Raw genomic sequence first — 19962 nt, 5'->3', positions numbered from 1 at the left:
AGCGTGCCCGAGTTCGAGCTGTACGTCGAGGACCGTCAGGTCGTCACTCCCGGTGAGTTGTTGGCTAGAGGGCAGGTGATCGCGAGCGAGGGGACGTACACCAGTGGGGACGAGGTATACTCTAAAGTCACCGGACTCGTCGACATCGACGGCCGTAGGATCAGAGTGATACCGCTGGCCGGCCCCTACAGGCCCTCTCCGGGCGATTTCGTCGTTGGGATCGTGGAGGAGGTGAAGTTCTCAAGCTGGCTCATCGACGTTCGTGCGCCTCTTCCGGCGATACTTCACGTGTCGAACGCTCTTGAGGAAGAAGTCGATCTCATTGAAACCGACCTTTCCAGGTACTACCGGCCGGGAGATGTTATAACGGCGGTCGTTCGAGAGGTGGATCCGGTACAACGCGTGGAACTGTCTCTGCTCGAAGACGATGCTCCGACGAGGCTCGGCCGACTTCAGGGTGGTCAGGTCGTAGAGATAGACCCCGTGAAGGTCCCCAGGGTGATCGGACGTAAAGGTTCCATGATCAAGATGCTCAAGCGCGTTCTCGGCTGTGACATCGTCGTGGGCGCCAATGGACGGATATACGTGCGTGCTCGGGAGGAACCGAAGAAAGAACGAGAGCTCCTCGCCGTACGAGCTATCCGCGAGATCGAGCGTCGATCGCATCTCCGTGGTCTTACCGACTGGTTGAAAGCGAATCTAAAACGACTCTCACGGTGGTGATCGGCAAAATGGAGGAGAGGCCAGAGCGGTTGATCTCGGAGGACGGTCTGAGGCTGGACGGTCGCAAGCCCGATGAGATGCGTCCGCTGAAGATTCAAGCCGGAGTACTGAAGCGGGCTGATGGCTCGGCTTACCTGGAGTTAGGGGCCAACAAGATAGTAGCCGCGGTATACGGGCCCCGCGAGCTCCATCCCAGGCATAAGCAGAAACCGGACCGTGCCGTCGTCAGGTTCCGGTACAACATGGCCCCGTTTTCTGTGGACGAAAGGAAGCGGCCGGGTCCGGACAGACGATCTATCGAGATCTCCAAGCTGTCTAAAGAGGCCCTGGAGCCGGCCATCTTCACCGAATACTACCCGCGAACGGCCATCGACATCTTCGTCGAGGTCCTTCAAGCAGACGCGGGGACACGGTGTGCCGGTATCAGTGCGGCCTCAGTTGCCCTAGCGGACGCGGGGATCGAGATGCGCGATCTGGTGGCGGCGTGTGCGGCGGGGAAGGTCGAAGGGAAAGTGGTGCTGGATCCCATGTACTACGAAGACGGTTACGGGGAAGCTGACGTCCCGCTCGCCATGATGCCGAAAGAGGGTAAGATCACGCTGCTCCAAATGGACGGTGATATGACGCCTGGGGAGTTCAAACAGGCGGTGAAGCTGGCCAAGAAAGGGTGCAAGATAGTGTACAAAGAGCAGCGCAGGGCGTTAAAGGAGAAATACGGGGGAGACTGACGTGGACCTGGACCTGCTAGCCCGTATTAAACGTCATGAGGTACTCGCCGCTATCAGGGCCGGAGAGAGGATCGACGGGCGTGATTTCGAAGAGTTTCGTCCCATCGAGGTACGTGCCGGGGTCATCTCCAAAGCGAACGGGTCGGCCTTGGTCCGTCTCGGGAACACCCAGCTGGTCGTCGGTGTGAAGCTGGAGGTGGGTCGCCCTTACCCCGATTCACCTAACGAAGGAGCCCTGGCGGTCAACGCGGAACTCGTTCCGCTCGCCGACCCATCCTTCGAACCTGGTCCTCCGGATGAAAACGCGATCGAGCTCTCTCGTGTCGTAGACAGGGGGATCCGCGAGTCCGAGATGATAGATCTTGAGGAGCTCTGCATAGAGGAAGGTGAGCACTGCTGGGTCACCTTCGTAGACATCCACGTACTGGACCACGACGGGAACTTGTTCGACGCCTCCATGATCGGCTCGGTTTCCGCACTCTCCATCACCGAGGTGCCAAAAGCCGAAGTCGTGGACGATGAGGTTGAAGTTATGGAGGAAGATACCGAACCGCTCGCTATCAACGACTTTCCCATCTCCGTTACTATCGCTAAAGTCGGTGAGTACCTGCTCGTCGACCCCTGTCTTGAGGAGGAGGTCATCATGGACACCAGGCTGACAGTAACCGTCACCGAAAGTGGAGAAGTCTGCGCGGTTCAGAAGGGAGAGCTTGGGGATTTTCCCGAGCATCTACTGGAGGACGCTATCGACCTAGCCACGAAGAAGGCGGAAGAAGTCCGACGCACCGTCAAGGCTCAACTGTAACCCACTCCCCAAACCTTATAGGGGTCAAAGGGCCTGCGCGCGGGGGGTGCAGGACGGTGGGTCGTACGAAGAAGGTCGGTCCAGCGGGACGCTTCGGACCCAGGTACGGAATGCGGATCCGACGTCGTGTCGCGGAGATCGAATCGGTCCAGCGACAAAAACACGAGTGTCCCGTGTGTCACAAGCGGGCCGTGAAGAGAGTCGGTACCGGTATTTGGAGATGCACTAAGTGCGGTGCGGAGTTCACAGGAGGAGCCTACTATCCCGAGACTGAAGCTCAGAGGATCGTCAGGCGCGCTATTCGGAAGGCGTTGGAGGAGAAGTGACCATGTACGAGGAAGAGAAGTACGAATACATCTGCATGAGGTGTGGTAAGAAAGTCAGGTTGGACATCAACGAAGACCCCATTCGCTGCACCCACTGTGGTTTCAGACTGGTGATGAAGCCCCGGCACCCCGTGCCCAGGAGGTATAAAGCTCGTTGAGACCGGCGGCCATCACCACCTCACAGCGTCCCGCTCGTCGCACGCGCTCGCTATGTCGTGACCTGGAGTGCGCACTACCCGATGCTACTTACGTTCTGAGGGGTACGAAGAACCTCCGGGACACCGTACTGGAAGCACTAGAATCTGGTGCTGAAGTCCTGTTCTACGTGACGGAAGCCAAAGGCAACCCCGCCCGACTCCATGTAATAGATCTCGGAGAGATCCCACCCAGGTTACGATTATCATTCTGGCTAGGTGGTGTCAAGCTACAGCGTGAGCTCTTCGGGAATAGGGTTGATCTTTCAGGTGATCTGGTGATCACGACGTCGAAACGCCCAGTTTCCGGTCACATGAAGGTCGCGGAGTCGCTGTCCGAAGTCCTCGGAGTAGAATTCGTTCCCCGAGCGGGCTCCTTGGAGGATGTACTTGAGGAGGCCCTAGCCGACGTGCTGTTGGTGGTCGAAGGCCATCCTCGTCACTTAGGGACCCTTACCTTCTACCGTCGCACCGAGAAGGTCGGACCGTCCCTGTTCTACCGGGATTTCCGCACCAAGGACGAGAGGATGAAGTTATAACACGAGGGTGGGACCGTGCACGCGCTTCGATGTGAGGCCGAGCTCAAATCGGAACGAGTCGCCAGAGTGGTCTACGAATCGGTGTTACCGGACGTTAAACTCATGCCGGCACGGCGATCCCGGGTGGATATCGACCGCCGCGGTAACAACATACAAATAGAGATCCGGGCGGAAGACGTGTCGGCACTCCGAGCATCAGCCTCCGGAGTGTTCCGTCTCCTCGCGCTCTCAGAGCGGGTCATCACGACGGTTCTGGGGGACGTGTAGATGGCGCAGAATGTGGAGCAGCAGGTGGCTCAGCTCCAGCAGCTTCAGCAGCAGTTGAGCTCCATCGTCGCGCAAAAGCAGCAGCTGGAGCTGCAGCTTAGGGAGATCGAAAGGGCCCTGAAGGAACTCGACGAAATCGAGGAAGATACCAAGGTATACAAAACTGTTGGTGGCTTGCTGATAGAAGCTGACCGTGATGAGGTGAAGGAAGAGCTCGAGGACAGAAAAGAAACACTGGAGCTAAGGGTAAAAACACTAGAGAAGCAAGAAAAACGCCTCCAGCAGCAGATCGAGAACCTCCAGAAGAGGCTCCAGAAGGCTCTTCAGCAGGCCGAGGGAGGTGGCGGGGCCGGAGCGGCCTGAAGCTCGAAGACATCGAACGCATCCACGAAGCAGCTCTCCGGGAGCTCTATCGCAGGATTCCGAAGCGTGACTTGGAGGACGTTGACGTAACGGTGACGGTGGACGGCAAGTCCGTGGACGTAGACGTTAAGGTGGAGGTACACCCGCTGAGCGAACTTTCCGACGAGGAGATTAAAGAGGCAGTTGAGCGCGCGGCGGAAGCTGCCATTAAGGAGGCCGACAGGATCATGCTGCGGGAACCTTGACGAGCGCTTCTCTCCTCTTTCTCTTCGCGATACTATACGCGCCTAACGCCGACGCGGCCAGGATGCCCATAAGCATCGTAACGTTCGCATTATTCTTTTTCTCCACGGGGTTCGGTTCGCGGAGGTTGACCACGCGGTTCTCCTTCTTCTCATTCGTCTTCTCCGACTTTGTTATCTCGGGGGTCTCGGAACTACCAGCCGCTGAGGTCGTGGTTGTGACTTCCTTTTCCCGTTCAGGGGTTGATGGGCGTACAGCTTCGCTGGGAGGTACGTTGCTGGTTTCGACCATTTGCTCCTCGGTCTTCACTTCCTCCTGAGCGGGTTGCTCTGAAGGGCTAGAGTACCCCGCGGAGGGTGTGGGTTCCGCGAGTGCGGGGGTGAGGGGGAGCGATAGCAGCAATATTAGCGCGAGGATTCTCAAAGCATGTTCACCCCCTTAGGGGCGGGGTCAGGACGTCTGAATCTTGACAACATCTCCATGTTCCAACTCGTGATCTTCACCAACTACCTCACGGCTCCCGTCGGGTTTCACTAAGATGGCTCTATTAAAACTCTCCCCGATTTCGGTGTGGATGTTATAGGCCAATTCGCGTACCATAGTACCTTCCGGGAGGAGCAGTGCATCCGGCAGTACCCTGCCTTCGGAGTCCGACAACTTGTTCTCGTTCTCTACCGGGTACACTACGATCATCTTAGCCACATCGAATACCGCCCGATTCAGGGCCTCCTGCACTCCGGTGGAACCCCAGCGTTTCAAAACCTTCTCCCTGATGAATTCGAGCGCCTGGAGCTGCTCGTCGCTCAGCTTTTCTTCCTGCAGTATCTCGAAATCTGAATCCCCCGGTAGGTAGCGGATCAACCCCTGGTCGGCCGCACGCCTGAGCGCGAGCTCCGCCTCGGCACACGTGGGAACCACCGGGTACTCGACTTCCTCTTCCAATCTCTTCAGGTTCTCTTCGGCGCACTCGACGTCGATCTTATTGGCGGCGATGACCATCGGCTTGTTGACACGCCGCACTTCCCGGGCGAACCGTCGGATGTCCTCGTCCGACCATTTCGTGAGGTCGCTCGGTACCTCCGCCCTTTCCATGGCACTCTCGACGTCCGATGCCGACACCCCGATGCCCGCCAGCCGTTCCCTGAGAACTTCCGCCGCCGGGATTTTCTCCAGGCTTGCGCGCTTGGCAGTCCGGTCCCAGTCCCTGCGCAGTATGCCCGCTATCCACTCGTCCAGCTCGCGCTCCAGGAACCTCACGTCCTCGGCAGGTTCTCTAGTACCCGGATCGCACGGACGACCTTCCTCGTCCGTGGATCCCGAAACATCCACGACATGTATCAGCACGGATGCTTGCCTGAGGTCGTCCAGAAACTTGTTGCCGAGCCCTCTCCCTTCGTGGGCGCCAGGAACTAGTCCCGCGACGTCGATCAGCTCCACTGGCACGAACCTGTTGCCGTCGATGCACGAGGAGTTCCGAGGCTGGCACTCCACACCGAACGCTTTACAGGGGCATTCCGTTCGGACGTGGGCGACACCTTGGTTCGGATCGACTGTAGTGAAAGGGTAGTCCGCAGTTTCCACGGGTGACAGTGTGGCAGCCGCGAAGAACGTGCTCTTACCCACGTTCGGCTTGCCGACTATGCCTACCTGCACTCCCAACCGGTAGTCCCCGGGGGAACGTCCGTGCACGTGTTAATAGCTTCAGGGGATGGCGGACATCTCACGAGGGCACTCGCCCTCGCCGAGGAGTTATCCGATCGAGGACATGACGTGACGTTCGCCGTCAATGAAGACTCCGATCAGGCCGTAGAACGGCTCAAGAAGGCGGGCTTCGAAGAGTACGTAGGTCTGCCGAGACCCAGGAGGATGGGTGATACCTCCTGGAAGGCCGCTCTGGGCGGGCTGAAGAACTACCTAGCGGCTTCCAAAGTACTCCGTGACGTGCGGCCCGATCTAATCCTGTCCACGGGGGCCGGTGTGGCTATCGGGCCGATGATCGCCGGGAAGTTCAAGCGATTACCCGTGGCACATTACGAGCCGACCGACGTAGTCTCCGTCTCGGGTAAGGTCGCGAAGTTGTGCGCAGACATCATCGGAGTCTGGGATGAGGATATGGCCGAGTACTACGGCGATCGGGTGATCAACGTCGGTATCGTGTTGCCTCGGAGCTTCGAGGAGGCCGATCCGGAGGAGGCCCGGGAGAAGTACGACCTGGGAGATCGAGTACTCGTGTGGACTACGGGCTCGGCCGGCTACAAGCCCGCTCTGGAGGGGCTCGTCAGGTGCGCCGAAGAGGGGCTACTTAGGGATTGGGAAGTGGTCGTGAACACGGGGAACGCCATGGATCCCAAGCGCTTGAAACGAGCGCTGAATGGACTGTGTTCTGGGATCGTGGTGAAGCGCTTCTTCCACGATTTTCCGGCCCTGTTGAAGGCAGCCGATCTCGTCGTGTGCCTAGGGGGAGCCACTCCCGTGGAGGCCGCCGCGCTGGGGAAGCCGGTGGTGGTTCTGCCCAGGAGGGACGTGCTCAGGGACCATCAATACGTTACCGCTAAGAAGTTGGAGAAACGCGGTGTTGCGGTGGCAGCCGAAGACGCTTCTAACCCCGAAGAGGTCGTAAAAGCCGTGAGTCGAGCCCTGAGCATCGATCCCGAAGACCTGAAGCGTATGGGGGAGAGAGGTAAGGAACTCTTCGGGGGCAACGCTCGGGAACGGTTCATCGACCTCTGTGAGGAGCTCGTCGCATCGGGATGAGGAGGTCCCCGCTATCCGAACGTGTGAGGAACTCTCCCTTTGCCGACCGACTATAACCCAGTTACAGAGAACCCCCTCTTCTCTAAATCCTCCAGCAGCTCCCACCCCGCTCCCCCGCCGACGACCTTGATCTGAACGATGCCCACGTCGTACTCGCCCTCTACCCGCAATCCTCGCCCCTGAAGGTCGAAGTGGAAGGATCTGACGCCGCTCTCGTGTGCCCGCTCGAACACTTCCGCGAGCAACCTCGGACCCAAGACAGTTCTCAGGAGAAGTTGTGGCCGATCTTCACCCACCTTCGTGAGGACGGCGCAATCGAGTCCCTCACAGCTGATCCGTGCGCGGACTTCGCTTCTACTCTCCCGAACGCCTTCCTCCCTCTCTATCCCCCAAATTCGAACCGTCTCCAGTAACACACGGTACAGCGCCACAGCGTCCTGACGGACGGGAATAGGAACATCGTGTTCGGCGAGCTTCCACTCGAACTCCTCCAATGCTCCCAATGCGCGCCCCGATGACGAAGGAATCCCTTGGTGAGCTATTAATGGGTGATCGATGGGGCCTTAGCTGAGGGGCTTCCGTAATCTAGCGACGAAAAAGATCCCCATACCGTGTCTGTGGGGATACAGCCGGGCGCACGTCCGTCGCACCTTCGGCTCGACCCCCGGCACGCGTAGTCCCCTGTCCGCCCACCCCACGTCCACGGGCTCCGGCTCCAGTCCGTGTTCATCTACGGCGTATTGCACTATCAGCTCGTTCTCTTCGGGCGAGAATGTGCAGGTGGAGTAGACCAGCACACCGCCTGGTCTCAACACATCTACGACCGCGTCTATCAAGCGGCGCTGTAACCTGGCACACGTGGCGATGTCCTCCGGATCGCGGCTAGTCTTCCTAGAAGGGTCTTTGTGGATAGTTCCCTCCCCGGTGCACGGCGCGTCGAGAAGGATTCGATCGAACTCCCAGTCGGTGCTCGGCAAGTCGAGGGCGTTCATACGGAGGGCCACCGCGTTGGCGACACCGCATCTGGCTAGGTTGCTCTTCAACGCCCGCATGCGGTCCGGGTCCACGTCGATGGCTATCAACGTGCCTTCGTTGTCCATGAGTTGGGCCAGGTGGGTGGTCTTCCCACCCGGGGCCGCACACGCGTCGAGCACTCGATCTCCAGGTTTCGGGTCCAGTACGACCGGAGGTAACATGGAAGCGGCGTCCTGGGGCACGTAGTACCCCATCATGTACTCCAAGGTGGCGCCGATGGAGATAGGCGGGTCGTTGAGGATCCAAAACCCCACATCCACGGGCTCGGGGCAGCGCTTCAGCTCGAATCCTCGCTTCTCTTCCAAGACACGTCGAAGTTCTTCAGGATCTATCAAGATAGTATTCGTCCGAATGGCCGGACGGATGTCCTCCATATGTTTCAGAAGTCTCTCGGTTTCGGACCGTCCTAAGAAGGTCAGATATCGGGCCACCATGTAAGGCCGAACGCCGTAGCGCTCCGCCAGCTCGTGACATCGATCGTCGATCTCGGGTAGGAACACCTCAGTGTCTGAGCACGATCTCGATTTCGCAGGAGTTCTCATCTGGTTCGACCTTATGCACTCCCCCATGAGAGTCCTGGAGGCAGCACTCCATGAGGATTGTACATGGCAGTACCATTAGTTCCTCTCCCTCTATTACCATCGATAATATTTTAGTACACCATCTCCTATAAGGGCACTCATTTATTGTACATAATATAACATCATCGAATTCTAATCGAAATTCTATCGACATGTATCCATCAATATCGACCTTTGATTCGCCATTTTTAACAGCAGTGTCGACACCTTTTTGCAGTTTTCGAGTACTTGTTCCACCCGTCTTTTGGCCGTTTGTGTTTCCATTATTTTACTCGAAACAATACTTAGGTGGAAATGTGTTACTGAACCGTCATTCTCTTTAATTACTTTATTAAGAGTAGACATTATCGCGATTGTATGCTCGATACTGGCAATACTCATGTCCTCACCCTCTTAGCTTCAACTACGCAGTCTGAACTGCTGTTAAATTCGATATAAATAGGTAATGTTTCAGATATAGCATCGATAATGATTGCTACAGGACAGATTTTTTGTCCCATTTCTTCCTGAAGTTCACAAATAGATTTCCAGCTACAGCTTTCGATTCGAATGGTGATATTCCCGTCCTCATTACCTATTTCGTACCTCGTACCTTTCCGCGACTGTACGGATCCAGGAGGGGAGTGCAATGCCTCCCTAAGCTCGTCCAGGAACCCCTTAGGGATCTCCTCCACTCCGTCTTCGAGCAGACTCCTCACGACTAGTGCGATCGTATGAGGAGTTTCACCGAGCTCTTTAAGCGCTGACAGCGATGCAGCTAGTAGGACCTCGTTCACGTCTTCGATCTCGATAGCCACCACTTACGCCCCCGGTGGTGGCCCTCAAAGCAACTCCTCGACGCTTCTCCCCCTGTACTCCTCCTCAAGCTCCTGAAGAATTAACTTGACGGCTCCAGTAGGGATCTAGTTGCTATCGTACAACAGTCCGACGATGATCCCACCTTCGACCTCTTTCAGCGCCAAAACCAGTCTGCTCATCACGTTTCGGAGTCTCATAACGGCGGTCAGCCGCCAGAGCCGCACTCTCCTCGGGATCTATGTCGGTGTCGGATGCCGCGTCGACCACGAACCCATCCTCGGTGGCAACAAACGCACAGAGAACGCCGTGCTCCTTGACGACATCGTCTAGTTTCATCACGTTCCCTCCCGTTATTCGGTTGAAAAGGCGCGCGCCGAGAGGTCCTGTTAATTGCTGGCAAAATAACTTTTCGGAGCCCGATCCTCGACGCTATGTACCTTCTTCCCAGCTCTTCATGTACTCGCGCTGTTCCGGTGTCAGTTCCTCCAACTCGATCCCCATGGATTCTAGCTTCAGTTCAGCGACGCGCTTGTCAACGTCTTTCGGTACCTTGTACACTCCGGGTTCCATCTCCTTCCCTTCTTTCGCCAACACCTCGACGGAAAGCGCTTGGAGTGCGAAGCTGATGTCCATGATCTCAATAGGGTGTCCCTCGCCGGCCGCCAGGTTCACTAGTCTCCCCTCTGCGATCAGGTAGACCCTCTTACCGTCTGGCATCCGGTATTCGGTGACCAGGCCACCCCTGCGGTCGATCTTTTCCTCGCAATGTTCCTCGAGATACTCCTTGTCGATCTCCACGTCGAAGTGACCCGCGTTGGCTAAAATGACGCCGTCCTTCATCTTTTCGATGTGTTCGCCACGGATCACATCCCGATTCCCGGTAGCGGTGATGAAGATGTCACCTTCCTCGGCGGCGCGGTCCATCGGCATCACTCGGAATCCGTCGAAGATAGCCTCCATGGCCTTGATCGGGTCTACCTCCACTACTATGACGTTGGCGCCCAAGCCCCGCGCTCGACGTGCAATGCCGCGACCGCACCACCCGTACCCGACTACCACTACGGTCTTGCCCGCTAGGAGGATGTTGGTGGCCCGCATCAATCCGTCCAGCGCGCTCTGTCCGGTCCCGTAACGGTTGTCCATGAGGTATTTCGTCTTAGCGTCGTTCACGGCGATGACCGGGAACTTCAGGACGCCCTCCCTGTGCATCGCGTGCAGTCTGTTAACGCCCGTCGTGGTCTCCTCGGTGGCCCCGATCACGCGCTCCGCTAGGTCCGGGAACTCGGTGTGCACGCGCGCGATACAGTCGGCACCGTCGTCGACTATGATGTCGGGCTCGTGGGAGAGCACCCGGTCGATGTTCTGGTAGTACTCTTCCTCCGTCTCCCCGCGCCAGGCGTATACGTGCACTCCTTCCTCCACGAGTGCCGCCGCAACTTCATCTTTCGTCGAAAGTGGATTGCATCCGGTGATGGCTACCTCGGCGCCACCGGCCATCAGCGTTTCGACCAGAACGGCCGTCTTGGCCTCGAGATGCAGGGTCATTCCCACGGTTATACCTTCGAGCGGCCGTTCTTCTTCGAACCGCTCACGGATGGCCCCTAATACCGGCATGTGGTCCCGAGCCCACTCAATCATGTCTCGACCTTTCGGAGCCAGGGAGGGGTCCCGAATAGCGTACTCACCCTCCTTAACTACGACCAACGTCGAGCATCCCCCGAAAATGGTAATGAGGGTGATCGAGTGTCCACGCCGGGCCCCCGACGGGGGGAGACGGGAGTCTCCCGGCGGTGATCCCCGCGGTCACGCTCCCGGCACATCGGTTCCCGTCACGCCCGTGAGTGGCCGTAGTGCCGTCGATGATCGGGCGGCCTGGCCGCCGGGTACACCTTTATCGTCTCAGGGGGGTGAGAGGGTGCGTCGTGTGGTGATGGCGCTCGCGATGACTTTTACGGCACTTACCGGAGTCTACTCGATGCAATATGGTGAGCTAGTGGAGACATATCGAGTTACCTTAGGCGACAAAACGTATGAAGTTCCGGTTGAGTATTATGTTTGGAAGAACGGTAATGGCCACTTTGTGTGGGTGTCCTTAGGTGTTCATCCACTGGAATATCAAGCCCACAAATGCATGTTCGAGGCTGTGAAGTGGTTCGTGTATAACTCTGGCGAGTTCGAGGGGACCCTCGTAGTCTCGTGGATCAAGATTCCGGCGGAGTACTATCAATCCGGAAGTGAAGAGGAGAAGTACCGAGTATCACGTGATCTCGGACAGCTTACGTTTTACAACCACGTGCTGCCTTACGTGCTACATCCCAAGGAGCTGGGGAGCAAAGTCGGTGTGCCTATCACAAGGAAACCCGAGCTCTTCCTAGACGTTCACGCGCACCGGCCGAGCTGGGGAGTGTCAGAGTTCATCCTAATCCCGGCCGGCCCGATCCACGGGAACGACAACCCTGAGTCCTTCCAACGGGCGCTTCAGATCTGCGAGGTACTAGCCGGAGTGATCGGTGCGAGGGTCGACACGCAACAGACTGGAACGTCTCCACCGTGGGTCACCGCCCCTGTCGCCAAACACGGGATCCCGGCCGCCACTTTCGAGAACGGTTACTACTACATCGGACAAGAGCTCCCTCCGAATTACGACAACTATCGGACCGAACTGGACAAAGCCTTCCTAGAGGCCCTGTACCTCTACGCTCTCGAGGGAGGTAGAGTTCCGCCGACTCCGGAGGGATACCGTAAGTTGGCCCGATGGTACGCGATGGCCGCCGAGACCTGGGGTCGTACCGTGGAGTACCTGAGTAAAGCCGCCGAGACCCATCCGGAGTACCGATCGGAGCTCCAGCGGCTCGCGGAGATCGCCGCTAAAATTCGTGATCTCCTGGTAGAGATGTCCGAAGAGTGCAAGCGCGTCGCGGAGCTGCTGGAGCGGGGTCAGCGGGATGAAGCGGCGCGGTTGGTGGACTCGGAACTGATACCGGAGTACGAGGAAGTGACACGCCTTTATGATGAGTATATAAGCGGCACGAAGCGGATTCCGGTAAGGATATCTGACGTGTTCGCGTCGGAGGAGCATGAGTCCGGAGATTACATCGAGGTCTTCGGTGTTAAGCTTCCGGTGTCACTCGCCGCGACGATAGCCGGAGCGGGTATACTCGCCGCGGTGATAACGTTCAAAGTCTCGGTGAATCCTCTGGTGGGGTTGATAGCTTGCGGCGCGCTGCTGTGGCTCTCGCGGCGCTGGTCCTGATAGCGATAAGCGCGGCTCAGGCGCAGACACTGCCACCACCGCCGCCGTCCATCCCTTCCGGCGGAGGAACCGGAGGTGGATCTTCACATTCCGGAGGGGAAACCCAAGCGCCCCCTCCGCCCGCCTCACACCCCTCGCCGGCCGGCTCCGCCGGCGTGGGGGGAGGACACGGCGGAGGGGGCACTAAGGGTGGAGAACATAGCGAACATAAACATAGCGAACAAGAGCACGGGAGTACGGCCGGTGGGCATGCCGGTGGAGGCGGGAGCGAGGAAGGGAAGAAGGTAAGCAAGGGGAGTGAAGAGGAGAAGAGAGGTGGCAAAGGAACAGTGACTGAAGAGATAAAAAAGAAGATCAGAAAGCTAAATGAAGGACTAAAGAAGAAACTTAAGAGGTTGTCGTCGAAGTCCGCAGCGTGGGTGTTAGTGGCGCTTCTAGTAGTAGTGCTAGCGGGAGCGGCGATTTACCTGGGAGTTAGACTCATGAGGAGGTGAGTTGTTCTGCGCACTCGGTGGAGTTTTCCAGTATTTCTTGCTCGTCTGCTTTAACGAGTTTTCCGTTCTTCACTACGAGTTCTCCTGCCACGAACACATGCTTCACGTCCGATCCTGAGGCTGAGTATACAATGTTTGAGATCGGGTTGTGATTGGGATTCAGTCTGGGAGAACTACCGTCTAAAACTACTAGGTCTGCCGCGTAACCTTCCTCGATGGCTCCTATCTTCTCGCTCGAGAAGACCGTACCCGCCCTCACCGTCGCCATCCTCAGGATCTCCAACATTTCCGTGGCCGACGGATCCATCTTATTCACTTTATGTAACAGAGCTGCTACTTTGATCTCCTCCAACATATCGAGGTTGTTGTTGCTAGCACACCCGTCTGTACCTATAGTGACGTTGACGCCTCTCTCGAGCATTTCAGGTACGGGGCTGATACCTGAAGCCAACTTCATGTTACTGATTGGATTGTGTGAGACTATTACTCCTCTCTTCGATAATATTTCAATTTCTTTATCATCGAGCCACACGCAGTGGGCGGCTATAACGTCGTCACCAAGCAGTCCGATTTCGTCCAGGTACTCTACCGGTCGCTTCCCGTGCTTCCGTTTCACCTCTTTTACCTCGTCCTCAGTTTCGGCCACGTGGATCTGAATTTTAACGCCCCACTCGTCCGCTAAGCGCCGGACCTCCTTGAGCAACTCCTCCGAGCATGTGTAGGGGGCATGCGGTCCTAGCGAGAACTCGATGAGTCCTTCCATCCCTTGGCACTTGCGGTACACGCGTTTCGACTCTTTCAGCTCCTCCTCCCGCTTATCCTCCTCGCCGAGGTCAATCATGCCGTGGGAGATCACCGCGCGGATGCCGACTTCGGCGTAGGCCTCGGCTACGGCGTCCATGAAGAAGTACATGTCGGCGAGACAGGTAGTGCCGGACTTGAGGGCCTCCATAGCCGCGAGCGCCGCTCCCCATCGGCACTTCTCGGCGTCGAGGCGCTCCTCTAGTGGCCATATCTCTTCCCTCAACCACTTCATCAGTGGCATATCATCGGCGACGCCTCGAAACAGCGTCATGGGACCGTGTGTGTGAGTGTTGATCAAGCCCGGCATGATAACGTCCTTCTCTCCGAGCTCTATTTCGTCCTCCCAGTCTTCACACTCCTCGAGCTGTTCTCGGGTGTCCACGAACGAGATCCGGCCGTCTTCGTCGATCAGAATTCCGGCGTCTTCGATCACGCGCTCCGGAGTTACCGCGATGCCTCCTAGTATCGCGAGCCTCAAGTCCGAGGTCCCCGGGTACCGTTATATCCTGCGGCTGGGACGTCGACGGAGGGCGCAAGTGATAACCGTAGCGGTACCCAACAAAGGACGCCTACACGAGCCGGCGCTCAAGCTCCTCGAGCGCGCGGGAATCGGCGTAGAGGAGCCTCTGGGACGCCGTCTCAAGGCCAGAACCACGGACCCCGATATCGAGGTCATGTTCGTCAGGGCCGCGGATATCCCTCGGCTAGTGGAAGAGGGAGTGGCGCAACTCGGGATCACTGGATACGACCTTATCGTGGAGGCCGGGGCGGAGGTGAAGGAGCTACTCGATCTACGGTTCGGTCGGGCGCGGCTGGTGCTCGCGGTACCCGAAGAGTCGGATGTGAAGTCCCCGGAAGACCTCGACGGTGGTACCGTCGCCACGGAGTTCCCCAACATCGCCCGGCAGTACTTCGAGGACGTCGGTGTGGACGTGGAGATCATCCAGGTGTCAGGAGCCACCGAGATCATGCCGAGGATAGGAGTCGCGGACGCGATCGTGGACCTGTGCAGCACGGGGACTACGCTCAAGGTCAACAGGCTTCGTGTTGTTGACGAACTGCTGGAGACCTCCGCACGGTTGATCGCCAATCCCGACGCGACGGACGGTGAGGTGATCCGGCGAGTTTACCTGTCGTTGAAGGGTGTTCTCAACGCCGATGGAAAGTGCCTCGTCATGATGAACGTACCTCGAGAGCGGTTGGAGGAGTTCCACGAGCTGTTGCCGGGTGTGACAGGTCCCACGGTGTCGGAAATATACGGGGACGAGGACATGGTCGAGGTCTACGCGGTAGTGAACGAGGAGGACGTGTCGGAGGTCGTACTCAGGGCCAAAGAGTTGGGTGCAGAAGGTATCATCGTCCTCCCCATCGAGAGGATGATACCCTAATCCTCCTCCATGAGATCAAGTAGTGCCACGGGATCGATGTCCCCGTGGTACAGGGCGGTCCCGATCACTACCCCGTACGCTCCGGCCTCCTTGGCCCGCTTCACGTCCTTGATCGAAGCTATTCCACCGGCGTACAACACGGGGAGATCCGTGGCACCGGTCGACTTCTCAACGACTTTTTCGTCGATACCCATTTCCTTACCCTCGACGTGCACCGCGGTGGTCAGATACCCGTCGGCAACTTCGTTGAAGCGCTCTATGGCGTCTTCCAGGGTGACTCCCGCGTCCTCCTTCCACCCGCTGACTAGCACCTCATGGTTCTCGTTGACGTCCAGTGCCACGAATACCTCGATACCGTGATCGTGACACACGTCGACGATCTTCGAGAAATCATCCTTATCGGTGAACGCCACGGTTCCCACTATCAGACGATCGGCACCCAGCTCGATGAGCTCTTCCGCGCGTTCGGCGGAACGGATCCCGCCACCCACCTGCACCTTGGCGTCGACCTCCTCGCAGATCCGTCCGATGATATCCGAGTTATCCCCCTCACCGCGTGCCGCGTCGACGTCCACCACGTGAATCCAGGGGAAAAACTCGGACCACTGGTGCGCGGTTTCCACGGGGTCATCGGACTCGAACGTCCTCCGTTCCGGATCTCCTTCGACAAGCTGCACACACTTCCCCTCGACTACATCGACCGAGGGGATGACGACGAAAGCCAACGCGCGTCCCCCTCACTCGAACTCGATCGTTGCAGGGGGTTTAGGGGTTATGTCGAACAAAACTCTGGTTACCTCAGGTACCTCGCTGGTGATCCGGTCCTGAATGTTGCGGAGGACCTCCCACGGAACCTCGGGTACGTCCGCTATCATCGCGTCGATCGATTCGACGATCCGAACGGCGATGACCCATCCGTAGTCCCGCTCGTCACCTTTCACTCCGGTGGCCTTGCAGTCCAGGAGTGCAGCGAAGGCCTGCCACGGCTTCGACATCTTCCCCTCTTCGACGGCCTTCTCGACCTCTTCTTCCACGATAGCGTTCGCCTCACGCACGATCTCGACCTTCTCAGGCGTTACCTCCCCGAGCACTCGAACTGCGAGACCGGGGCCGGGGAACGGCATGCGCTCCACGATTTCATCGGGTATTCCTAGGTAGCGAGCCACTTCCCTCACCTCATCCTTGTATAGGTCCCGAAGTGGTTCCACGACGTCGAGGTTCAGCTTTTCGGGCAGTCCACCGACGTTGTGGTGGGACTTGATTCCACGCTCGGACTCGATGATATCGGGTGCGATCGTACCTTGAACGAGCACTTCAGCTTCTTCCTCCTCCGCTATCCGCTCGAACACTTCGATGAACTTCTCTCCGATGATTTTCCTCTTCTCCTCGGGATCGGTGACCCCTCGGAGTGCCTCGAAGAACTCCTCGGCGGCTTCGACGAACCGGAGGTTCAAACCCAGTTCTTCTTCCAGTAGCTCGCGGATGCGCTCCGGCTCGCCCTTGCGCATGAAACCGTGATCGACGAACACGCACACCAGGTGGCTCCCGATGGCCCGATGTGTTAAAACGGCGGCGGTGGTGCTATCGACGCCGCCGGATACGGCGATGATGGCTTTCCTATCCCCTATCTCCCGGCGTAACTCCTCGATAGCCTCTTCGACGAACTTTTTCGGGTCGAACATGGTACATCCCCCGAAGAGGTGGTATGCCTGTTGGAGGGGATCCGCAACCAAATTGAACGCGTTCTCGATCCGAGAGAGGGAGCGTGCGGTATCGCACACGCTACCCTGGAGGTCCTATCGTGGTCGGGATATAGGGTGGAGTGCCTCGAGGAGCGGCTGGGTGTGAGAGCCCGCCTTATCGGTCCGGACGGGTCGGTGACCGAAGGTCGCGACGTCACCTGGGCGCCGGCGATACTCGAGTCTCTGATAAAATCTGGGGTCTACCCGGAAGGGTGGGAAGAAAGGCTCTCCGAAGTCCTCACTCCGGAGCGCGACATGAGACGGCTGGCGCGGGTATTCGGCTATGGAAGGGTGCTGACGGTCGACAGAGTCGCAGCTCGAATTATCCTCGGAGGAGGGGGTACCGTAATAGTTCGACGTCGCGGTCTCGGTTCCGAGGTGGAAATACGCTATGACGGCTCGAAATCGGATTACGTTTCCTACTGTCCGGCCTGCGCACTGGCCTTGGCGGCGGTGCGGCATCCCCAGGTGTACCGCGAGCTGAAGCGTGAGCTCGCCGACGCTCCCAACACGGGTAAAGTGAAGGCCGAGGACGGCGTCGTGAACAGCGTGAGGGTCCGTCGCGGGATAGCCTTCGCGACCCTTAAGCTGGCGAACCGGAGTATCACCAACCGGGGATGCTGTGTGGCCTACGCGATCGTCCGGGCTGAGTTGAAGGCCGGGTACGGGTCGGAACGCTCCAAGCGATTGCTCCGAGCCTACTGTGACGAATGTCCCTTGAAGCACTGTTGGGTGGGTAAGCCCATAAGCGCACTGGGGAACGTGGTGCTCCAGCGTCTGACCGAAACGGAGGGTGGCGTCCGGCTCAAGGTGGAGGAGTACCCGGAGGTAGTCACTCCCGCGGGTACGGGTAGGGGGACCCTTTGCGCGCTGAGTGCCTGCGCGAACGCCGTCTTACGCCTCGACGCTTCCAAGGTTCTCAAACCCGACCCCTCTCGGTCCGAAGCTTGGGGTGATGACCGGTGACCCGATATAAAGTCGGACTGGCGGACACGACCTTCGCCCGGGTCGACATGGCCTCCGTCGCGGAGAAGGTCTTGAAAGAGCACCTACCCGGGGTCGAGACTCCCAGATACACGGTACCCGGGATAAAGGATCTGCCGGTGGCTTGCAAGCGACTGATCGAGGAGGAAGGTTGCGATCTGGTCATGGCCTTCGGTATGCCCGGTCCCACCGAGATCGACAAACAGTGCGCGATGGTCGCCTCTATGGGGCTGATATTGGCGCAGCTGCTCACCAACACGCACATCATCGAGGTGTTCGTGCACGAGGACGAGGCGGAAGACGAACGGGAGCTCCACGAGCTGGCGGTGAAGAGGGCGGAAGAACACGCGCTTAACGTCGTGAAAATGCTCGAAAAGCCGGAGGCGTTGACCCGGGAGGCGGGTATGGGGCGCCGTGAGGGCCACCCTGACGTGGGCCCGGCTCGCCTGTGAGGTGATACCAGGATCGTCGGGCTTCCCTTTCACGCCTAACAGTTGGTCGGTGTACGAAAGACACGGTCTATCGATCGGAGATGCCATGTCGCCTCTAGCTCATGAGATGAAGCCATTGTAACACCTTCTCCGCACATCGTGACGTCGTCCGTCTTCACCGGCCCGGGACCGCGCAGATGCGGTAGCTCAGTTTTCAGAGGTGTGATGTCACGCGGGTGGTCGGTTTGGGCTGGGCTGAACGGGTCGTCCGAGAGTGCCTGAGACTCTCCGAAGGCGAGCGCTTCCTGGTGTTGACCGATCCCGAGATGGAGGAACTAGGCCGCGAGCTGTTCGAGGCCGCCGAGGGGACGGATCGAGCACTAGTCGTCGTCGATCCCAGGGAAACCCACGGCGAGGAGCCCCCGGATCACGTCGCGGCCATGATGAGGAGCTCCGACGCCGTCGCCGCCGTCACCTCTTGGTCGATATCCCACACGGAGGCCCGGCGACGGGCCTGCGAGGCTGGGGCTAGGGTGGCATCGATGCCCGAACTCACACGTGAAATCGCGGAGCGTGCTATCGACGTCGATTACGAGGAGCTGAGGCGTTTGTCCCGAGAACTCGCTGAACTCCTCACTGAGGCCTCTGAAGTGCGTCTGGTGACCCCGGCGGGCGAGCTCGTGATGGACATCGGTGGACGGGAGGCGTTGGCGGACGACGGGAACCTGCGGGATCCCGGGGAATTCGGTAACCTCCCGGCCGGAGAGGCTTTCGTAGCACCGATCGAAGGGTCGGCGGAAGGGTGCGTCCGTATCGACGGTAGCGTGGCACCGGATGGAATCCTTGATGAGCCTCTGGAGCTCGAGATCTCGGAGGGTCGAGTGGTCGAAGTCTCGCGGGAGGATCTCGAGTTCGTCCGGCTGATCCGCCGGATCGAGAACGGAGAAATGCTGTGCGAGCTGGGAGTGGGCACCAACCCCGGGGCGAAGCTGTGCGGCGTGGTACTGGAGGACGAGAAGGTCTACGGGACAGTCCACATGGGGTTCGGGGACAACAGCACGTTTAGCGGGCGAGTAAGCTCACGGGTGCATCTCGATGCGGTTATTAAGGAGTTCGAGCTTTACCTGGACGACGAACTCGTCGCGCGGTCCGGAGAGTTGCTGGGGGTCTCGTTATGAAGGAAAGGGAGCTGGAGCAACTCCTCGAGATCGACACGTACCTGTCTCTGGCCTCCGACCGTGACGATGTCGATGTCTTGGATATCCTAAGGGAAACTATGGAGTTGCTGGAAGAGTTCGCGGAACGGTTAGAAGACGTCGACGCGGAGGACGAGACGTGGACGACGTCCGAGGGGTCACGCAAGTTCCGTGAAGACGACGAGCCGCGGTGTGATCGGGAGTTCAAGAAGAAAATGCTCGAGAACGCACCCAGGTCCGACGATGGGTACGTGATAGCGGAGCGTGCCCACTGGCTCCGTTAGACCTTCGATCGTCGGTGCGATACCTACACC

General features: G+C 58.5%; 27 protein-coding genes. 17 read left to right on the top strand and 10 right to left on the bottom strand.

Annotated features, from left to right (window positions below; all coding sequences use genetic code 11):
• Positions 1-3 precede the first annotated feature (3 nt).
• Genes rrp4 through MK_RS02015 form a run of 9 tightly spaced genes read left to right on the top strand, consistent with a single transcriptional unit; the run spans position 4 to position 4190 of the window.
• On the top strand, positions 4-723 hold the full coding sequence (gene rrp4 / locus MK_RS02055) for an exosome complex RNA-binding protein Rrp4 (RefSeq protein ID WP_011018752.1): 720 nt from the start codon (positions 4-6) through the stop codon (positions 721-723).
• 8 nt (positions 724-731) lie between these two features.
• Positions 732-1451 carry an exosome complex exonuclease Rrp41 gene (gene rrp41, locus MK_RS02050; protein WP_011018751.1) on the top strand — a complete coding sequence of 240 codons (720 nt, stop codon included), beginning with the start codon at positions 732-734 and terminating at the stop codon, positions 1449-1451.
• Between the two features lies 1 nt (position 1452).
• A complete protein-coding gene (gene rrp42, locus MK_RS02045; RefSeq protein ID WP_011018750.1) occupies positions 1453-2256 on the top strand; it encodes an exosome complex protein Rrp42 in 804 nt (267 codons plus the stop codon).
• Between the two features lie 56 nt (positions 2257-2312).
• Positions 2313-2582 carry a 50S ribosomal protein L37ae gene (locus MK_RS02040; protein ID WP_011018749.1) on the top strand — a complete coding sequence of 90 codons (270 nt, stop codon included), beginning with the start codon at positions 2313-2315 and terminating at the stop codon, positions 2580-2582.
• Between the two features lie 2 nt (positions 2583-2584).
• Complete coding sequence (locus tag MK_RS02035; RefSeq protein WP_011018748.1) at positions 2585-2740, top strand: DNA-directed RNA polymerase subunit P; 156 nt, start codon at positions 2585-2587, stop codon at positions 2738-2740.
• Positions 2737-3315, top strand: coding sequence for a ribosomal biogenesis protein (locus MK_RS02030; protein WP_011018747.1), 579 nt, complete (start codon positions 2737-2739; stop codon positions 3313-3315). The genes MK_RS02035 and MK_RS02030 overlap by 4 nt, the downstream gene beginning before the upstream one ends.
• Before the next feature lie 15 nt (positions 3316-3330).
• On the top strand, positions 3331-3582 hold the full coding sequence (locus tag MK_RS02025) for a KEOPS complex subunit Pcc1 (RefSeq protein ID WP_011018746.1): 252 nt from the start codon (positions 3331-3333) through the stop codon (positions 3580-3582).
• Entirely contained in the window at positions 3583-3945 is a 363-nt protein-coding gene (locus tag MK_RS02020) for a prefoldin subunit beta (RefSeq protein WP_011018745.1), read from the top strand.
• Positions 3942-4190, top strand: coding sequence for a DUF3194 domain-containing protein (locus MK_RS02015; RefSeq protein ID WP_148679484.1), 249 nt, complete (start codon positions 3942-3944; stop codon positions 4188-4190). Before MK_RS02020 ends, MK_RS02015 begins: the two co-directional genes overlap by 4 nt.
• Here the strand turns inward: MK_RS02015 and MK_RS02010 are convergent.
• Entirely contained in the window at positions 4171-4611 is a 441-nt protein-coding gene (locus MK_RS02010) for a hypothetical protein (protein WP_011018744.1), read from the bottom strand. The genes MK_RS02015 and MK_RS02010 overlap by 20 nt on opposite strands.
• A gap of 27 nt (positions 4612-4638) precedes the next feature.
• Complete coding sequence (locus MK_RS02005; protein WP_011018743.1) at positions 4639-5847, bottom strand: redox-regulated ATPase YchF; 1209 nt, start codon at positions 5845-5847, stop codon at positions 4639-4641.
• 24 nt (positions 5848-5871) lie between these two features.
• Between MK_RS02005 and MK_RS02000 the strand changes: the two genes are divergently transcribed.
• Complete coding sequence (locus tag MK_RS02000; protein ID WP_011018742.1) at positions 5872-6942, top strand: UDP-N-acetylglucosamine--N-acetylmuramyl-(pentapeptide) pyrophosphoryl-undecaprenol N-acetylglucosamine transferase; 1071 nt, start codon at positions 5872-5874, stop codon at positions 6940-6942.
• Positions 6943-6992: 50 nt separating this feature from the next.
• On the opposite strand, the gene MK_RS01995 is transcribed toward MK_RS02000, so the two are convergent.
• The 5 genes from MK_RS01995 to MK_RS01975 form a co-directional block, all read right to left on the bottom strand.
• On the bottom strand, positions 6993-7445 hold the full coding sequence (locus MK_RS01995; protein WP_011018741.1) for a hypothetical protein: 453 nt from the start codon (positions 7443-7445) through the stop codon (positions 6993-6995).
• 60 nt (positions 7446-7505) lie between these two features.
• The gene (locus tag MK_RS01990; protein WP_148679483.1) at positions 7506-8519 is read right to left on the bottom strand and encodes an RsmB/NOP family class I SAM-dependent RNA methyltransferase; all 1014 of its coding nucleotides are present in this window, start codon (positions 8517-8519) and stop codon (positions 7506-7508) included.
• Positions 8520-8935: 416 nt separating this feature from the next.
• A complete protein-coding gene (locus tag MK_RS01985) occupies positions 8936-9355 on the bottom strand; it encodes a hypothetical protein (RefSeq protein ID WP_148679482.1) in 420 nt (139 codons plus the stop codon).
• Between the two features lie 112 nt (positions 9356-9467).
• On the bottom strand, positions 9468-9692 hold the full coding sequence (locus MK_RS01980; protein ID WP_148679481.1) for a roadblock/LC7 domain-containing protein: 225 nt from the start codon (positions 9690-9692) through the stop codon (positions 9468-9470).
• A gap of 93 nt (positions 9693-9785) precedes the next feature.
• The gene (locus MK_RS01975) at positions 9786-11060 is read right to left on the bottom strand and encodes an adenosylhomocysteinase (protein ID WP_011018738.1); all 1275 of its coding nucleotides are present in this window, start codon (positions 11058-11060) and stop codon (positions 9786-9788) included.
• Between the two features lie 211 nt (positions 11061-11271).
• On the opposite strand from MK_RS01975, the gene MK_RS01970 reads away from it, so the two are divergent.
• Both MK_RS01970 and MK_RS01965 read left to right on the top strand, forming a co-directional pair.
• Positions 11272-12609: a hypothetical protein gene (locus tag MK_RS01970; protein ID WP_148679480.1), complete on the top strand. Its 1338-nt coding sequence runs from the start codon at positions 11272-11274 to the stop codon at positions 12607-12609.
• 155 nt (positions 12610-12764) lie between these two features.
• A complete protein-coding gene (locus tag MK_RS01965) occupies positions 12765-13103 on the top strand; it encodes a hypothetical protein (protein WP_148679479.1) in 339 nt (112 codons plus the stop codon).
• Here the strand turns inward: MK_RS01965 and MK_RS01960 are convergent.
• Positions 13090-14385: an amidohydrolase gene (locus MK_RS01960; RefSeq protein WP_011018736.1), complete on the bottom strand. Its 1296-nt coding sequence runs from the start codon at positions 14383-14385 to the stop codon at positions 13090-13092. The genes MK_RS01965 and MK_RS01960 overlap by 14 nt on opposite strands.
• Positions 14386-14446: 61 nt before the next feature.
• Between MK_RS01960 and hisG the strand changes: the two genes are divergently transcribed.
• The gene (gene hisG / locus MK_RS01955) at positions 14447-15295 is read left to right on the top strand and encodes an ATP phosphoribosyltransferase (protein WP_148679908.1); all 849 of its coding nucleotides are present in this window, start codon (positions 14447-14449) and stop codon (positions 15293-15295) included.
• On the opposite strand, the gene hisA is transcribed toward hisG, so the two are convergent.
• Complete coding sequence (gene hisA / locus MK_RS01950; protein ID WP_011018734.1) at positions 15292-16020, bottom strand: 1-(5-phosphoribosyl)-5-[(5-phosphoribosylamino)methylideneamino]imidazole-4-carboxamide isomerase; 729 nt, start codon at positions 16018-16020, stop codon at positions 15292-15294. The genes hisG and hisA overlap by 4 nt on opposite strands.
• Positions 16021-16032: 12 nt before the next feature.
• Positions 16033-16977, bottom strand: coding sequence for a glutamine-hydrolyzing GMP synthase (guaA, locus tag MK_RS01945; protein ID WP_011018733.1), 945 nt, complete (start codon positions 16975-16977; stop codon positions 16033-16035).
• Between the two features lie 30 nt (positions 16978-17007).
• Here guaA and MK_RS01940 point away from each other — a divergent pair, with 30 nt between their 5' ends.
• The 4 genes from MK_RS01940 (at position 17008) to gatC (ending at position 19932) form a co-directional block, all read left to right on the top strand.
• The gene (locus tag MK_RS01940; protein ID WP_011018732.1) at positions 17008-18003 is read left to right on the top strand and encodes a hypothetical protein; all 996 of its coding nucleotides are present in this window, start codon (positions 17008-17010) and stop codon (positions 18001-18003) included.
• Positions 18000-18473 carry a riboflavin synthase gene (ribC, locus tag MK_RS01935; protein WP_011018731.1) on the top strand — a complete coding sequence of 158 codons (474 nt, stop codon included), beginning with the start codon at positions 18000-18002 and terminating at the stop codon, positions 18471-18473. The genes MK_RS01940 and ribC overlap by 4 nt, the downstream gene beginning before the upstream one ends.
• A 224-nt stretch (positions 18474-18697) precedes the next feature.
• A complete protein-coding gene (locus MK_RS01930; protein ID WP_148679478.1) occupies positions 18698-19630 on the top strand; it encodes an aminopeptidase in 933 nt (310 codons plus the stop codon).
• A complete protein-coding gene (gatC, locus tag MK_RS01925) occupies positions 19627-19932 on the top strand; it encodes an Asp-tRNA(Asn) amidotransferase subunit GatC (RefSeq protein ID WP_011018729.1) in 306 nt (101 codons plus the stop codon). Before MK_RS01930 ends, gatC begins: the two co-directional genes overlap by 4 nt.
• Positions 19933-19962: the final 30 nt, after the last annotated feature.

Origin of the sequence: Methanopyrus kandleri AV19 (genome assembly GCF_000007185.1) — an archaeon.
GTDB classification, from domain to species: domain Archaea; phylum JAADCQ01; class Methanopyri; order Methanopyrales; family Methanopyraceae; genus Methanopyrus; species Methanopyrus kandleri.
Note: the sequence above shows the minus strand (reverse complement) of the source record. Positions and strands in the feature narration are given on the sequence as shown.

Bases quoted from the DNA above. Each gene is read 5' to 3' on its own strand.
- rrp41 (WP_011018751.1), top strand. From the start codon at position 732: ATGGAGGAGAGGCCAGAGCGGTTGATCTCGGAGGACGGTCTGAGGCTG.
- gatC (WP_011018729.1), top strand. From the start codon at position 19,627: ATGAAGGAAAGGGAGCTGGAGCAACTCCTCGAGATCGACACGTACCTG.
- MK_RS02020 (WP_011018745.1), top strand. From the start codon at position 3,583: ATGGCGCAGAATGTGGAGCAGCAGGTGGCTCAGCTCCAGCAGCTTCAG.
- MK_RS01980 (WP_148679481.1), bottom strand. From the start codon at position 9,692: ATGAAACTAGACGATGTCGTCAAGGAGCACGGCGTTCTCTGTGCGTTT.
- MK_RS01990 (WP_148679483.1), bottom strand. From the start codon at position 8,519: ATGAGAACTCCTGCGAAATCGAGATCGTGCTCAGACACTGAGGTGTTC.
- MK_RS02035 (WP_011018748.1), top strand. From the start codon at position 2,585: ATGTACGAGGAAGAGAAGTACGAATACATCTGCATGAGGTGTGGTAAG.
- guaA (WP_011018733.1), bottom strand. From the start codon at position 16,977: ATGTTCGACCCGAAAAAGTTCGTCGAAGAGGCTATCGAGGAGTTACGC.